The sequence below is a fragment of the Butyrivibrio sp. LC3010 genome (genome assembly GCF_000424385.1).
GTDB lineage: Bacteria > Bacillota > Clostridia > Lachnospirales > Lachnospiraceae > Butyrivibrio.
Map to the genome: position 1 here is coordinate 84278 of NZ_AUJU01000010.1, position 15790 is coordinate 100067.

Here is a 15790-nt window from a genome sequence, read left to right on the forward strand (position 1 = left end):
GATACAATAAGCAAATTCCAATTTTGAGGAAATAAGCTGATCTATGAATATTAACAGTGATAAAACTGCACTAAAAATGTTGACTGCCAGCCTTGTCGGGCTGGCAGCACTTATAGTGGGAATTTGTGCCGGAAGTGTAAGCATTGCGCTGCAGGACACGTTCTCGATTATACAGGCGAAGCTTTTTGGAGGAACCCTCAGTTCCTCTGTTGATGCTTCGCTTGTTTCTATTTTATGGGAAATAAGGATTCCAAGAGCTTTATGTGCCTTTTTGATAGGAGGAGCACTGGCTGTAAGCGGAGCAGTGATACAGGCCATTTTGCAAAATCCTCTGGCATCTTCATATACTCTTGGAGTATCATCAGGAGCCTGCCTTGGAGCAGCGGTGATAATAATAACAGGAGTGGGGAGCACAGCTTTGGGATATATATTGCTTCCTCTCACAGGCTTTTTATGTGGACTTTTTACCGTGATTCTCGTGATACTCATTGCTTCCAGGCTGGATTCCGGTTTTAAGAATCATACTATCATTCTGTTCGGAATGGTCTTTTCATTATTTGTTAATGCGCTTCTGACCATGATAAGTGCTCTGAATAAGGAGCATATGCAAAGACTTGTGCTATGGCAGATGGGCACATTTTCGGGAAGACGTTTTGCACATGTGGCGGTTATATTCGGCTTTGTTGTTGCAGGCGTGGTTTTGATGCTTTTTAGGAGCAGAGAGCTTGATCTTATGTCCTTTGGAGATGAAGAAGCTGCTGCAGTGGGAGTTGATACCAGGAAAAATAAGATAATCCTTTTGGTGCTTGCATCTTTATTGACAGGAATCTCCGTATGTTTTACCGGAGTAATAGGATTTGTGGATCTTGTAATACCGCATATAGTCAGAAAAATATTCGGATCAACACACATTATTGTACTTCCGATGTGCCTTATTTTGGGCGGAGCATTTATGACTCTGTGTGATCTTTTGGCAAGAACACTTCTAGCTCCTCAGGAAATACCAATCGGTGCAATAACAGCACTCGTAGGGGCACCATTTTTCCTTTGGGTATATTTTAAGGGGAGGACATGATGGAAAATAGTATTATTGAACTTCAAAATGTTTTCTCCGGCTATGAAAAGAAAAAAAGAGGAATTCCGGACGAGAGCAGGATGGTAGTAAAGGATATTTCTCTTAAGATAACAGAAGGTCACTGTGTGAGCTTCCTTGGGGCAAACGGTTGTGGAAAAACCACGCTTTTAAGGACTATAGCCGGTATGCTTCCGGCCTATGGCAGAATCAAAATTGATGGGAAAGATGCAGAAAAGCTTTCGAGAAAAGAAATAGCCAGATATATCGCCTTTTTGTCCCAGATGTCCCAGGTTTATTTTTCGTACAGCGTATATGAGACAGTGATGCATGGAAGATATGTCCATGGGAGCTCATTCTTCTCGGATAATAAGGAAAATGATAAGGAGATAGTTGAGGAAACTCTTGAAACTCTTGGGCTTAAGGATATTGTAAAAAAGCAGATAACTACCCTTTCAGGTGGTCAGCTTCAGAGAGTCATGCTGGCAAGATGTATAGCTCAGAGAAGTCCTGTGCTGATTTTGGATGAACCTATGAATCATCTTGATATGAAGGTTCAATCCGAGTTTATGGAATATCTTATGGAGTGGAGGAAAAATCCTGTAAAGCTAAGCGGTGGAAGGGAGTATAAGCCGACAATGATCGGGGTATTTCATGACCTTAGTACCGCTGCTTATCTGGCTGACGATATGGTTCTCATAAGAGAAGGAAGACTTCTTGGATATGGGAGAAAAGAAGAAATGCTAAATGCGTCGCTATTGCAGAAGACCTACGGCTTTGATGTGGCAGGATTTTTGGACAGGTTCAGAGGAGAGCTTAAGATAGAGGATTAAATTTAGCTTGTGTAAAAATCGCTAAGTACTATGCTCAAGCAAAAGCCCCGGCAGCGAAGAGAAAGCTCTTGCTGTTCGGGGCTTTACTTACGTATAGTACTTAGCGGAATTTTAAGTACCTGACTGGACTTTTGTGTTTACAAATTACCATCTGTAAGCGGTGTAGTATGTTTCGTAGTGGTCTGCACCTTCAGGAATGGAGAGATCCTTAATGACTGTCTCACCTGCAAGTACGTTATAGTTGCTGTTTACGATATATGAATCCTCGAAACCTACAAGCTTATCTGAGGCGTCAAAGAACAGTGTTGATGCCTGAATTGTGCTTAGATCCTCTGAGCCATTATTGGTTGCCTGAAGAATCAGCTTGCCGTTACTTGCTACATTTGCCTGCAATGTAACATCCTTAAATCCGGGATGGATATAATCAGATTCCTCCCAGCTTATTTTGTATGAATAATCTGTAGCGTCTTCAGAGTCGAGGAAAAGAGCATAAAGTACAAATTCCTGACCACCTGTGACATATGCTGTATAAGATGAGCCTGTCTCCAGAATGCCGCCGTCCTTATCATAGCTTACGGTATCCCAGGATACATCCAGATCAGTGTCCGTTGTATTATGACATACAGCTATATAATATTTATAGCCATATTCTGATGAAAATTCATAGGACTGCTCAACTTCAATAGCGTCATCTGTAGCTATGCCGCCTGCCTCTGCTACGGAATCTGCTGATGCAGCCAGTACAGTATTGCTAAATAACATAAGAATTAATAGTGATGCGCCAAATGATTTTAGTATTTTCATAAGTTAATCCTCCTTGTGTATTGGCACGATTACTTCGTAATCCTGCCCTATCGGTGGAACCATTCCGAATCATGACTTTTTCATGACGGTTCCGATCAGTTGGTCGGATAAATCCTAATTCTAATTATCACTAAGGCATATGTACCAGAGATGTCCATTGTCTTTATTTTTTATAAAATAATAATGAAAAATGTGATAAGATTAAGCAGTCAAATATGACTTAATTTGGAGGAGATTTTAGTTATGGCTCAACTGTATTTTAGGTATGGTGCAATGGGGTCATCCAAGACTGCAAATGCACTAATGGTTAACTACAACTATCATGAGAGAGGGAAAAATTCCATAATATTAAAGCCGGGACTCGAAAACAGAGACGGGGCTACGATCATCAGATCAAGGATCGGGCTTCAGGCTGAATGTATGCTGGTGGAAGATTTTTTTGATGAGTATAGAAGAAAGCATAAGATGATAGAAAAATATGATGCTATCATCGTGGATGAGGCTCAGTTCCTTACAGCTGAGCAGGTGGATATGCTTTCGGATATAGTAGATTTTGATAAAGTTCCTGTCATCTGCTACGGACTTCGCACAGACTTTCAGGAGAAGTTTTTCCCGGGATCTGCAAGACTTATGGAGATTGCAGATAAAATAGAGGAAGTGAAGACAGTTTGCTGGTGCGGAAGAAAAGCTACCTGCAACGCCAGAATCTACAACGGAAAAATTGTAAGAGACGGCGAACAGGTCTTCATGGGCGGCAATGAAAGCTACATCGCCCTTTGCCGCAAGCACTTTAAAAAGGGCAAGCTTACGATATGACAGTAAGAAAAACCTTGCCAAATCGACTATAGACGTTCATGAGAAAATGGATTTGTTCTGACTATTTTGCCAAGTGTTCTGCTTAAATAAAAAACCACCCGAAAGTACTAAGTACACATCTCGGGTGGTTTTTGCATTTAATTTATTGAAGCTGCGTTGGATTTATCAACAGGAGTAAAAGGAACCCAGACATATCGGAGGTCTTTTGTTACATATTGAACATCCTTGGCTGTGCCTGTTTTGGCAAGGGCGATAGCAACTTCGATGCAGGCTTCTCCCTGACCCTTTGCTGACTGATATACCGTAAACTGCATTCCACCATCCATAATGGATTGACACCCATCTACCGTTGCATCAATACCTACTACCGGGATATCGGCGGTGCTGATTCCAAGCTCGTTCATGGCCTGAACTACGCCAAGAGCCATAGAATCATTGTTGCAGATAACACAGTCATAGGGCTGATTGGTTTTAAGAAAGGTCTTGAAGCCCTCAGCAGCCTTATCTGTATCCCAATAAGCTGTATCGTTGAAAACGAAGTTTGCATTAATACCGTTCTTCTTGAAATAATTCTTGACTGATTTTGTTCTTGATACAGCTGCAGGGTGTCCAGGCTGTCCGGAGAAGAGAACTACATTAAGACTCTTGGGATTGCCAAGTGCTTTTAATACATATTCTGCCTGCATGTTTCCTGCATCCATCTCGTAGCTTCCAACATACATATATTTATTGGGTTTTAGATGATCCTCGGAAGGCTGAGTATTTGTAAAGATAATAGGCGTATCGCCTGCGATTACTTCAAGCTGCAGAGCAGTGTCTGCATCAACAGGGTTACAAATGATTGCATTGTATCCCTTTGCTGCAGCGTCTCTTATCTGGGCAACCTGATCATCAACAGTAGCGCAGGGCTCTCCTAAATCTACGACTACACCGTTCTTTTTGCCTGCATCTGCTACTGAATTCATAACCAGCTCTTTGAAATCATCTAAAGTCAGTGTGCTGAAAAACACTTTAACTCCTGATCCGTCTACAGATGCGCCGTCCGAAGAGGATTTGCTACAGCCTGTGATAGCACCTAAAGTAAGCATGCACACAGCTGCTATGCTAATTATTTTAGTAAATAAATTCTTTTTCACGATAAGACCTCCTCTTTGTGTATTGGCACGATTACTTCGTAATCCTGCCCTATCGGTCGGAACCATTCCGAATCATGACTTCGTCATGATGGTTCCTCCTCTTAAATCTTAAACTGCTGAACATGAGAAGTCAGAGTCTCAGACGTGTTTGCAAGTTCGTGTGAATTGTTTGCGACATCTTCACTGTTCTGAGATATGCTCTTCGCCTGTTCAACCATGTTTTGTGAGGTTGCCAGTATCTCATCTGCGCTTGCTGCCTGCTCCTCGGAGATAGCAGCTACGTTTGTTGCAACGTCATCTACCTTTTGGACATCCCTGATCATTTCCTCGATACAATCATTGGAGGTCTGGATATTGGTGTAAATCTGTTCAAAGGTATCAACGGCTACACTAATAAGTTCACTGTTTTTCTCAATGCTTTCAGCGCTGGCATTTGCCTGTCCTACAGCTTCATCGATAAGTCTGTGAACCTCTTCTATAAGATTTGAAATATTGGTAGCACTTTCAGAACTGGTCTGTGCGAGCTTACCAATCTGAGTTGCAACTACCGCAAAGCCCTTACCTGCTTCGCCGGCTCTTGCAGCTTCAATAGATGCATTAAGAGACAAAAGATTGGTTTCCTCAGCAATCTCAGCGATCATGCTGACGATATTAGTGATTTCTTCTGATGCTGTACCTACTTTGTTTATGGAAGTTACAAGCTGATTGTTTGCCTGCTGAATTCCTTCCATGGCGTGAGAGAGCTTCTCCATATCATCGCGACCCTTTTGGGAAATCTTAACGGTTTCCTTCATGGATACGTCAGCTTTTTCAGAGTTTTCACGGGTATCGGAAACTACTGTGGCAAGGGTGGTTGCATTTTCAGCGATATCACCTACTGCAACAGCGAGCTGATCAACAGTATCATTTAACTGCTGCATGGCTTCAGCCTGCGACTGAGAGGCATCATACATATTTTTTGATACCATATCGCTGGTCTCGGATTCCTGTTTAAGCTTTTCGGATTCCTCGCTGATGCTGGAAAGCATATGACGCATGCTTTCAACGAACTCGGCAATTTTGCTGCTCATTACTCCAATCTCATCATTACTTCCGGAATCGACATCTATTGTGAAGTCTCCTTCACTCATGGCATGTATACTCTTGGTTATGCCAGCGAGAGGAGCAATAACTCTGCTGACAACATAGAGTATCAATATGATGATAATGATAACGGCTATGACACCGGTTATAATCAGATAATTAGCAAGTTCCTGGACGCTGGCAAGGATTACATCCTCAGCAATATAAGAAACCAGGATCCAGTCAGTTCCCTGAATTTCCTTAAAGGCAACATAATAGGGACCGATTTCCTTTGTGGAATAGTCTTCGTCCGCAATTGCCTGTGCAATGCCGCTGAGGAGGCTACTGCTGTTATCAGTGCCAAGAGTGCTTGAAACAAGGCTCGTGTCTCTGTGGGCGAGAATGGTATTGTCATTGGTATCAACCAGGAAAGAAGTTGCCTTATCCATTTTGACACCTGAATTAACGATGATACTGATCTTATCAAGGGTAACATCAGCTGAAATGACCTTGATTGAATCGTCACCGTAGTTAATTATACCGGAGGCACTTATAACGTTTTGGCCTTCAGCATTTTTATAAGCAGTACCATACTGTATGTTTGCTCTGGTAATACCCTGCTTGTACCAGGTTGAAGAAGTAGGATCCGCTTCTTCAAGAATGGAATCAGTAGGCTTGATAAATTCACCGCTTGAAGTAGCTATATGAAGGCCCTCCGGTGAATTTGTGTTAAAGTCATAGAATGAGTCGAGAAGCTTCTGAAGCTCTTCATCATTGGGATTTAGACCCTCTATGGCCTTTTTCGCAGTTTTGAAGAATTGAAGATTTTCATCCAGCCAGGATTCAATATTGTCAGCCTGATTGGAAATGGATGAATTAAGATTGGCAGTTGCAAGCTCTGTCATTCTTTTTTTAGACAAAGAAGCAGCAATCATGATAAGCACAATAATTGTGATTACAACGATTGGAACAATGAAAATAAGAAGCCTGTTCCTTATCTTCCCGGTTCTTCTGATTTTAACGGGACTTTCGCTCATAATAGCCTCCTTACATTACAAAAAAAGGAAATAATTGTTATCCTTTATTATTTAAAGTTAACACAATACCTTATAAAAATCTGTAAGCATATCCTTAAATTTGCATAAATAATTACGAAAAAAAGAACAAACAGATAGCTATTTCAAATTGAAAGTTTTAGCATGAATTAGTATAATTTTAGGTAATAACGAGTTCCGGACAGGCACTGGTGGAGGATAAACTTAACAGACCATGCAGGTCAGATTCAGGAGAACTCGTGCCGGATAAGGGGGATCATTACATGGATAACGAAGAATTGCTTAAGAAAATCGCTGAGAATACATCTAAGAGCCTTAAATATCATAGAATAAGTGCTTTTTGTCTCATCGGAATTCTTTGCGTGGTACTGGTTTCGGCATATATTGTCGTACCTAAGGCGGCTTCAACATTAAATGCAATTGACGCGGCAGCCAGAAGCAGTGAAGAGACATTATCAAATGCCTCGGCAACTCTTGCAGAGGTTAATGAAATGGCTGATTCTGTCACTAAGACAAGTGATGAGATAAGTACTTTCGTAAATGATAATCGGGATATGATGATGGAATCTCTTGATAAGATGTCACAAATTGATTTTGACGGATTGAATCAGGCTATTAAGGATCTTCAGGATGCAGTTGGACCTTTTGCGAAATTCATGAAATCATTCGGCAGATAAATGGATTCTGTTACTTTGATCTGGCAGCATTTGGATGCTAAAGATAGCAGCACCCGACAGGAGTTGGTAAGATAAAAACATTTCATTGAGGAGGATGTAAAATGGCAGGAAAAAAGACTACAGATAAGTTGATGGATATCGCTAAAAATGTATCCGAGGCAGCAAAGCCTTACGTGGAAAAGGCGGAGCCTTACATTGAAATGGCTAAGGAAAAAGCTGAGCCTGTGATCGATGAAGTTAAGGAAAAAGGCGGTCCTGTTCTTAAGGATGTCATTGAAAAGGCTGAGCCTGTGATCAAGGAAGTAAAAAAGAGAGCAGAGCCTGCAACCAAGGTGATAAAGGAGCAGGGGGAAAAGGCAGCTGATGTTGTAAAGGCAGCAACCAGAGATATTACAGAGTCAAATGCAAAAAAGAATGCAAAAGTAGAGTTCTTTATCCAGTACAAGGACTATGAGGTGCGTACCGAGGATATTGCTCAGATCATTCGTGAGAAGTATGTATCTGAGGGACACAAGATATCAGATATCAAGGAGCTGCAGATTTATCTTAAGCCTGAAGAGAACACAGCATATTATGTTGTAAATCACACAGATACAGGCAAATTTACATATTAAACCGGAGACTTGCATTTAATGGCAATTGAGAAAAACGTATTTTTTAATCTGAGACACTATGAATATGGGGAGGCTTTCTTTGGAAGCTATAAGGGCATGAGATACAGGCTGGCAAGAGAGCCGCTGGAGAATGTATTTTTCACGCCCGTTGACCAGAGGAATCCTGACGACAGGCTCATGGCTACTGTGTGGCCTGAACCCTACAGTTATTTTGACACTGAGGACAGTAAGAAAATTTCTGAAAAATTTGAGATTACAGAGGAAGGCTTTGAACAGGCTATTGCATGGATAAATGCGCAGTATGAGGCCGGAAACTGGTAATTTATAGACTGCTGCATTTGCGGCAGTCTTTTTCATCATATAGGAAATCCCGTTGGATTTCCTATATGATAAAAAGCATAAATAAAAAATTTAATTTCGAAAAAGGAAATGTCAATCATGTGCAGAATATAGTTAAAGTGAGGAGTTTATTGTATGAAAATACGAGAAAGCCTGGAAAACAGAGAGAGATTAAATTATAGCCCATATGCAACTCTTAGTATGAACACCAAGGGCAGGAAAGTCGAGGAGGAACCCTGCGACATCAGACCTTGTTTTCAGAGGGACAGAGACAGGATTTTATATTCAAAATCCTTCAGACGTCTTAAGGATAAAACACAGGTTTTTCTTACCCCGGACGGTGATCATTACAGAACCAGGATGACCCATACTCTGGAGGTTGCTCAGAATGCCAGGACTATAGCCAGAGCTCTTAAGCTTAATGAAGACCTTGCGGAAGCGATAGCCTTTGGGCATGACCTTGGGCACACACCCTTTGGACATGCAGGAGAGAGGGCTCTTAATGCAATATGTCCTTATGGCTTCAAGCACAACGAGCAGAGTCTGAGGACAGTGGAATTTCTTGAGAAGGACGGAAGAGGTCTTAATCTTACTTTTGAAGTAAGAGACGGAATTCTGAATCATGAGCTGGAACTTACTCCGATTACTCTGGAGGGTAAGGTTGTAAGGCTCTCTGATAAAATAGCTTATATTCATCACGACATGGATGATGCAATTCGTGGGGGAATTCTTAAAGAATCGGATGTCCCGGATAAAATTACCAAAGTAATAGGCCATACCAATGGAGAATGGCTAAATACGTTTATTCACGACATTGTAGAAGCCAGCTTAGGACATAATGACATACTGATGTCAGGAGAGGTTGAGGAGGCACTTTTTAATCTAAGGACCTTTATGTTTGAAAATGTGTACACCAATCCTGTGGCTAAGAGTCAGGAGGGAAAAGCGGAGAATCTGATCCAGATACTGTATCAGTACTATATGGATCATGATGAGCTTTTGCCGGAGTACTTAAAGCGGCTAAGTGATACTCAGCCAAAAGAGCGGCTCGTTTGTGATTTTATAAGCTCGATGACAGACAGATTTGCTATTGCCAGATTCCATGAATATTTCGTGCCGAAGAGCTGGGATGTTCTATAACTAGAAGTAGGAATATAAAATGAGATACTCAGATGAAATCATTGAGGAGGTCAGATCCCGCAATGACATAGTTGATGTCATTGGACAGTATGTCAACCTGAAGCGGACAGGTGCAAACTATGTGGGACTGTGCCCCTTTCATAATGAAAAGTCACCATCCTTTAGTGTCTCCCCAAACAAGCAGATGTTCTACTGTTTTGGATGCAGAGTGGGTGGTAATGTCTTTTCATTTTTGATGAAATACGACAATTTGACTTTCGGCGAAGCTGTTAAAAACCTGGCTGACAGGGCAGGAGTAAAGCTCCCGGAAGAAGATGAATCGCCTCAGGCGAAAAAGATGAGAGATAAGCGCCAGACACTGCTGGAGATAAATAAAGAGGCTGCAAAATACTATGTTTATCAGCTCAAAACTCCTGCCGGTGAAAAAGGTCTTAAGTACTTTAAAGAAAGGGCGCTTTCCGATGAGACCATAAGAAAGTTCGGACTAGGATATTCAAATGTCACAAGTGATGACCTTGTCAGATATCTGAAAAGCAAGGGATATGCAGATTCGCTGATTATTGATGCGGGGCTTGCATCCTTTGATGAAAAGTACGGACTGCATGATAAGTTCTGGAACAGAGTAATGTTTCCGATACTGGATGCCAATTCAAAGGTTATCGGATTCGGTGGCAGAGTTATGGGGGATGGAAAACCCAAGTACCTCAATTCCCCTGAGACCATGATTTTTGATAAGAGCAGAAATCTTTTCGGACTTAATTATGCAAAGAATGCAAGGGCAGGCTATATAATAATCTGTGAAGGATATATGGATGTCATTGCGATGCATCAGGCCGGTTTTGGAATGGCTGTGGCATCCCTTGGAACAGCCTTTACATCGCAGCAGGCGAGCCTTCTGAAAAGATATACAGATCTGGTCATCCTGTCCTATGACAGTGACGGTGCGGGAACAAGTGCAGCGCTTCGAGGTATTGAGATACTTAAGGAGGCAGGTCTTAAAGGTAAGGTCTTGAATCTTAAGCCCTATAAGGATCCCGATGAATTTATTAAAAATGAGGGGCGGGAGGCCTTTGAGGAGAGAATTAAGAAGGCAGAGAATCCGTTTTTCTTTGAAATAGCAGTAAAAGAGAAGGAATTCGACATGAGTGACCCTGCTGAAAAGACTGAATTCCACAGATTTATAGGTAAAAAGCTCTGCGAATTTACCGAAGCTGTCGAAAGAGAGAATTACTTAGAAGCAGTTGCTCAAAGATATATGATAAGTGCTGATGACCTTCATAAGCTGGTGGCAGGTATAGCAGCCGGCGGAATAGTGAAGCAGTCAGTTAAACCCAAGTCTGGAAAACCGATAAAGGAAATAAAGGAAGATCCGGCCAGAAAGCCTCAAAGGCTTCTGATAACCTGGCTTGCTGATGAACCGGCAGTTTTCACATCTGTAAAGAAATGGGTAGAACCTCCGGATTTCAGTGATGAGCTTTATCGCGGAATTGCTGATGAGATGTGGAAGGGACTTTCAGATGGCAGTTTTGATCCTGCAAAGGTGATGAACCATTTCACAGATGAAGATGAACAGAGAGAAGTCGCCGAGCTTTTCAATACTAACCTATTTAAGGTTGAAACAAAAGATGAACGTGAAAAGGCAATGCACGACATTCTCTATGACATAAAAAAATCAGGTTTTGAAAAGAAACTCTCAATGATGCCTTCGGATGCACCTGAAAGATGGAATTTTACACTTGATGGGAAACGGGCACTTGAGGAACTGTCGAGAGCAAAGATCATTTTGGATACGTAAGAAAGGAAGTAAATAAAGTGGCAGAAAAGAAGACAACAAGCAAGGAAACAGATAAGGAAACAGTTAAGAAGCCTGCGGCTAAGGCTGCAGAAAAGAAAACAGCTGTAAAGAAAGAGACTGTAAAAAAGGAAACCAAGAAAAAGATAGTTATCAAGCTGGCTGATGATGATCTGAAGGAAGAGAAGAAGGCTGCTGCAAAGACTACTACTGCAAAGAAAACCTCAGCTAAAAAGGAAGAGTCTGCTAAGAAGACTTCTGCAAAGAAGGAAGACAGCGCATCCAAGGCTCCGGCTTCTTCTTCAGATCTTGACGAAGAGACAAGAGAAAAGTTCCTTCAGAAAATAAGAGAGCTTCTTGCACTTGGTAAAAAGAAACAGAATACACTCGATTACAACGAAATCAGCGATTTCCTGAGAGATCTGAACCTTGATGAGGAGAACCTTGATAAGGTGCTTGAACAGCTTGAGGCTGCAGGCATTGATATCATCAGAATGGAAGAGGACGTTGATGTTGATATTCCGGATGATGACGGTGTTGTTCTCGGCGATGAGGATGAGGTTGATATGGAAAATATCGATCTTTCCGTTCCAGATGGTATAAGCATTGAGGATCCGGTACGTATGTACCTCAAAGAGATCGGTAAGGTTCCGCTTCTTACAGCTGACCAGGAAATTGATCTTGCTCAGCAGATGGAAGATGGAATGATGGCTGAGCGCATCATGGAAGCCGGCGGTGCAGATAAGGTTGATGTCAAGGAAGAGGAGCAGGATGCTTACGAAAGAGTAAAAGATTATGATGAGAGACAGCTTAAAGATGCTTCTTTTTATGGTAATGAAGCAAAGAAGCGTCTTGCTGAGGCTAACCTCCGACTTGTTGTAAGTATTGCCAAAAGATATGTAGGACGAGGAATGCTTTTCCTTGATCTTATCCAGGAAGGTAACCTTGGTCTTATTAAGGCTGTTGAAAAGTTCGACTTCCGTAAAGGATTTAAGTTCTCTACTTATGCAACATGGTGGATTCGTCAGGCAATCACCCGTGCCATTGCAGATCAGGCAAGAACAATCCGTATTCCTGTACATATGGTTGAGACCATCAACAAGCTCATCCGTATCAGCAGACAGTTGCTGCAGGAGCTTGGTCGTGAACCCACTCCCGAAGAGATTGCAAAGGAGATGGGCATACCTGTAGAAAGAGTAAGAGAGATTCTGAAGATATCTCAGGAGCCTGTTTCACTTGAAACACCTATCGGTGAAGAGGAAGATTCACATCTTGGTGATTTCATACAGGATGATAATGTTCCTGTACCTGCAGATGCTGCAGCATTCACTCTTTTGAAAGAGCAGCTGGTTGAAGTTCTTGGAACTCTTACAGAACGTGAGCAGAAGGTACTGCGACTTCGTTTTGGTCTCGATGACGGCAGAGCAAGAACTCTTGAGGAAGTTGGTAAAGAATTCAACGTTACCCGTGAGCGTATTAGACAGATTGAAGCTAAGGCGCTCCGTAAGCTTCGTCATCCCAGCCGCAGTAGAAAACTTAAGGATTATCTGGACTAAATTATGAAAAATGTTATTTTATCAGATAGATTAAACGCAGTTGCGGGGCTCGTTAAGAGCTCCGACTGCGTATGCGATATCGGGACGGATCATGGATTCGTTCCGATTTATCTTATTAATTCAGGCGTATGCAAAAGAGCTATAGCCATGGACATAAACAAAGGACCGCTTGACAGGGCAAGAGATCACATAAAGGAAAATGGTCTCGCAGACCTGATCGAGACGAGGCTTTCAAACGGAATGGAAAAGCTTTCTGAAGGAGAAACCGATGCTGTTGTTATAGCAGGAATGGGCGGACTTCTAATGAAAAGGATTCTGGAAGATGGGCAGCCCCGCAAAAAGGGCATTAAGCAGATGGTTCTGCAGCCTCAGTCTGACCTCAGACTTTTCAGGGAATACTTGAGACGCGAAAGATTTTTCATAACCAAGGAGGCTGAAGTTTTTGAAGATGGCAAGTATTATGTAGCTATCTCTGTGAATGTCAGCGATGATGGAGAAAATGTGTCCTATAAAAGCGCCACTGAAGAACTGATCCGTTCTTGCAACGCGGACTTGCTTTTAAAAAACAATCAAGGCGATTCTTCTGATAATAGTGAATTATCTTTGAGAAACGATAGAGGAGATTCTGGCTATAATAATGATTTTTCACAAAAAGAAAGTGTGAGAGGGAAGATTACCGGAGACAATATCAGCCTTGAAGAAATTGCCACAAGGATATGTGACAGATTTGGTCCCTGTCTCCTTCTTAAAAGGGATGAAACACTTCGCAGATATCTTGAGCACGAAAAGAGCATCTGTGAGGGTATTTTATTAAAATTATCTGAAAATGAGCATACTGAGAGGATAAATGATATTATAAATAAAATAAACGATATTACAATTGCCCTGAGTTTGTATGTCATTCACTAGAGCAAGAAAAAAATAAGAATCTATAGATTCCTGTTTTTCCTCAGAAAAACGGGAATCGTATTGGACCAGGTCCTCGCGAAGCGAGGGGCGTGTCCTGCCGAAGGCAGGATTTTTGTGGGCGATTTCCGCTTTTGCCCACAAAAAGTCATGACTTTTTGCAGCAAGAAAAACAGGAATCTATGACTTCTTCTGGGCAAAAAGTGAGTACCTGCAATCATGGGTAAATTAAATCCATATGGAGGGTGAGTTATGCCAAAGCTTGTTATAGAGGGAGAAGAAAGAGAGTATGAGAAGGGAACAACCTTCGAAGAAATAGCAAGGGATTATCAGGACAGGTATGATAACCAGATTGTTGCGGTGGTTTATGGCTCAAGGATCCGCGAGCTTATGAAAAAAGTGGATCGGGATGAGAATCTGAAATTCATAACCACATCGGATGAGATTGGTAATAATACCTACACCAGAACTGCGCTCATGATGCTTATTAAGGCGGTTCGTGATGTTTCAGGAAAAAAACACCCTGCATTTACCAAAGTTGAATATAAGATTGGCAATGCGATTTACTGCAATATCAGAGGTGATTTCAAGGTTACTGAAACCTTCGCTGAGGAAGTGAATAAACGAATGCAGGATATGGTAGATGATGCTTTGCCAATTTCCAAGAAGGGATATCCTCTTGCTGATGCTGTTGATATTTTTACAAAAGAGGGAATGGACGATAAGGTAAGGCTTCTTCGCTATCGCAGAAGCTCAGAAGTTAATGTCTACAAGCTGGATGAATTCAACGATTACTTCTATGGATATATGCTGCCTAATACCTCTTATGTAAAATGGTTCAAGGTAGAAAAATATCATGAGGGTTTGCTTTTACACCTGCCTTCCAGGCGGCATCCGGATGAGATAACTGAAAGTGAACCAAGGGAAAAGCTCTTTAATGAAATGGTTCGCTCCACTAAATGGGGTCAGATGATGGGAATAGATACTGTAGGTGATCTGAATGATGCTATCTGCAGAGGCGAATTTAATGATCTCATGCTGGTTCAGGAAGCACTTCAGGAGAGGCGTATCGGCGAGATAGCGCAGAAAATTTACGAGCGCAAGGGCGTTAAGTTTGTAATGATTGCCGGACCCAGCTCATCAGGAAAGACTTCATTTGCCAACAGACTTTCAATTCAGATGAGGACCTATGGATTAAATCCGCATCCCATAAGCCTTGATAACTATTTTGTTAACAGGGAAGATACACCTTTAAATGAGGATGGAAGCTATAATTTCGAATGTCTTGAGGCTCTCGATGTGGAGAAGTTTAATGAGGATATGGTGGATCTTCTAGACGGGAAAAGAGTTGAGATGCCAACCTTCAATTTTGTTACCGGTAAGCGAGAGATGAATGGTGATTTCCTGCAGCTTGGGGACGAGGATGTTCTTGTAATCGAGGGAATTCACGGACTTAATGAGAAGATGAGTTATGCACTTCCGGCAGAGTCTAAATTCAAAATATATATCAGCGCATTGACTACTCTTAGCGTAGATGCCCATAACAGAATTCCGACCACAGATGGACGACTTATCAGAAGAATTGTACGCGATGCCAGAACCAGAGGTGCATCTGCAAAGTATACCATAGCCATGTGGGATTCTGTGCGCAGAGGTGAGCACCTTAATATTTTCCCTTATCAGGAGAGTGCAGATGAGATGTTCAATTCAGCGCAGATTTATGAACTGGCGGTTTTGAAGCAATATGCTGAGCCTCTGCTTTTTGCCATCAGAAAAGATGAGCCGGAGTATTTTGAGGCAAAACGTTTGTTGAAATTTCTCGACTACTTTGTGGCTGTTGATTCACAGGCACTTCCCAAGAACTCCATAACAAGAGAGTTCGTAGGTGGCAGCTGCTTCAAGGTTTGATCTTGCCGCTAAATATGCAAAACAAAAAGGAACTGTTTCATTAGAGCAGTTCCTTTTTTTACGCACAGATCCAGCTAAAT

14 protein-coding genes are annotated in these 15790 nt (G+C 41.8%); 11 read left to right on the forward strand and 3 right to left on the reverse strand.

Annotated elements, in window-relative coordinates:
• The first annotated feature begins 43 nt into the window (after positions 1-43).
• Together G622_RS0109180 and G622_RS0109185 are read left to right on the forward strand one after the other, a co-directional pair.
• Positions 44-1075: a FecCD family ABC transporter permease gene (locus G622_RS0109180; protein ID WP_081675250.1), complete on the forward strand. Its 1032-nt coding sequence runs from the start codon at positions 44-46 to the stop codon at positions 1073-1075.
• The gene (locus G622_RS0109185) at positions 1072-1905 is read left to right on the forward strand and encodes an ABC transporter ATP-binding protein (protein ID WP_081675251.1); all 834 of its coding nucleotides are present in this window, start codon (positions 1072-1074) and stop codon (positions 1903-1905) included. Before G622_RS0109180 ends, G622_RS0109185 begins: the two co-directional genes overlap by 4 nt.
• 144 nt (positions 1906-2049) lie before the next feature.
• On the opposite strand, the gene G622_RS0109190 is transcribed toward G622_RS0109185, so the two are convergent.
• Positions 2050-2709: a hypothetical protein gene (locus G622_RS0109190; RefSeq protein WP_026510472.1), complete on the reverse strand. Its 660-nt coding sequence runs from the start codon at positions 2707-2709 to the stop codon at positions 2050-2052.
• A gap of 243 nt (positions 2710-2952) precedes the next feature.
• Here G622_RS0109190 and G622_RS0109195 point away from each other — a divergent pair, with 243 nt between their 5' ends.
• A complete protein-coding gene (locus G622_RS0109195) occupies positions 2953-3525 on the forward strand; it encodes a thymidine kinase (protein ID WP_026510473.1) in 573 nt (190 codons plus the stop codon).
• A gap of 137 nt (positions 3526-3662) precedes the next feature.
• On the opposite strand, the gene G622_RS0109200 is transcribed toward G622_RS0109195, so the two are convergent.
• Positions 3663-4661, reverse strand: a complete 999-nt coding sequence (locus G622_RS0109200) for a substrate-binding domain-containing protein (RefSeq protein ID WP_049945767.1) — start codon at positions 4659-4661, stop codon at positions 3663-3665.
• 101 nt (positions 4662-4762) lie between these two features.
• On the reverse strand, positions 4763-6760 hold the full coding sequence (locus G622_RS0109205) for a methyl-accepting chemotaxis protein (protein WP_026510475.1): 1998 nt from the start codon (positions 6758-6760) through the stop codon (positions 4763-4765).
• A 281-nt stretch (positions 6761-7041) separates the two neighbouring features.
• Here G622_RS0109205 and G622_RS0109210 point away from each other — a divergent pair, with 281 nt between their 5' ends.
• From G622_RS0109210 to G622_RS0109245, 8 genes are all read left to right on the forward strand, one after another.
• A complete protein-coding gene (locus tag G622_RS0109210) occupies positions 7042-7455 on the forward strand; it encodes a hypothetical protein (protein WP_026510476.1) in 414 nt (137 codons plus the stop codon).
• A 101-nt stretch (positions 7456-7556) separates the two neighbouring features.
• Positions 7557-8069, forward strand: coding sequence for a DUF6465 family protein (locus G622_RS24550; protein WP_049945768.1), 513 nt, complete (start codon positions 7557-7559; stop codon positions 8067-8069).
• An 18-nt stretch (positions 8070-8087) separates the two neighbouring features.
• The gene (locus G622_RS0109220) at positions 8088-8390 is read left to right on the forward strand and encodes a hypothetical protein (RefSeq protein WP_026510477.1); all 303 of its coding nucleotides are present in this window, start codon (positions 8088-8090) and stop codon (positions 8388-8390) included.
• 153 nt (positions 8391-8543) lie between these two features.
• On the forward strand, positions 8544-9548 hold the full coding sequence (locus G622_RS0109225; RefSeq protein WP_026510478.1) for a deoxyguanosinetriphosphate triphosphohydrolase: 1005 nt from the start codon (positions 8544-8546) through the stop codon (positions 9546-9548).
• A gap of 19 nt (positions 9549-9567) precedes the next feature.
• Positions 9568-11343: a DNA primase gene (gene dnaG / locus G622_RS0109230; RefSeq protein ID WP_026510479.1), complete on the forward strand. Its 1776-nt coding sequence runs from the start codon at positions 9568-9570 to the stop codon at positions 11341-11343.
• 341 nt (positions 11344-11684) lie between these two features.
• Positions 11685-12896, forward strand: coding sequence for an RNA polymerase sigma factor RpoD (gene rpoD, locus G622_RS0109235; protein ID WP_026510480.1), 1212 nt, complete (start codon positions 11685-11687; stop codon positions 12894-12896).
• A 3-nt stretch (positions 12897-12899) separates the two neighbouring features.
• The gene (locus G622_RS24555) at positions 12900-13805 is read left to right on the forward strand and encodes a class I SAM-dependent methyltransferase (protein ID WP_049945769.1); all 906 of its coding nucleotides are present in this window, start codon (positions 12900-12902) and stop codon (positions 13803-13805) included.
• A 249-nt stretch (positions 13806-14054) separates the two neighbouring features.
• On the forward strand, positions 14055-15710 hold the full coding sequence (locus tag G622_RS0109245) for a nucleoside kinase (RefSeq protein WP_026510481.1): 1656 nt from the start codon (positions 14055-14057) through the stop codon (positions 15708-15710).
• Positions 15711-15790: the final 80 nt, after the last annotated feature.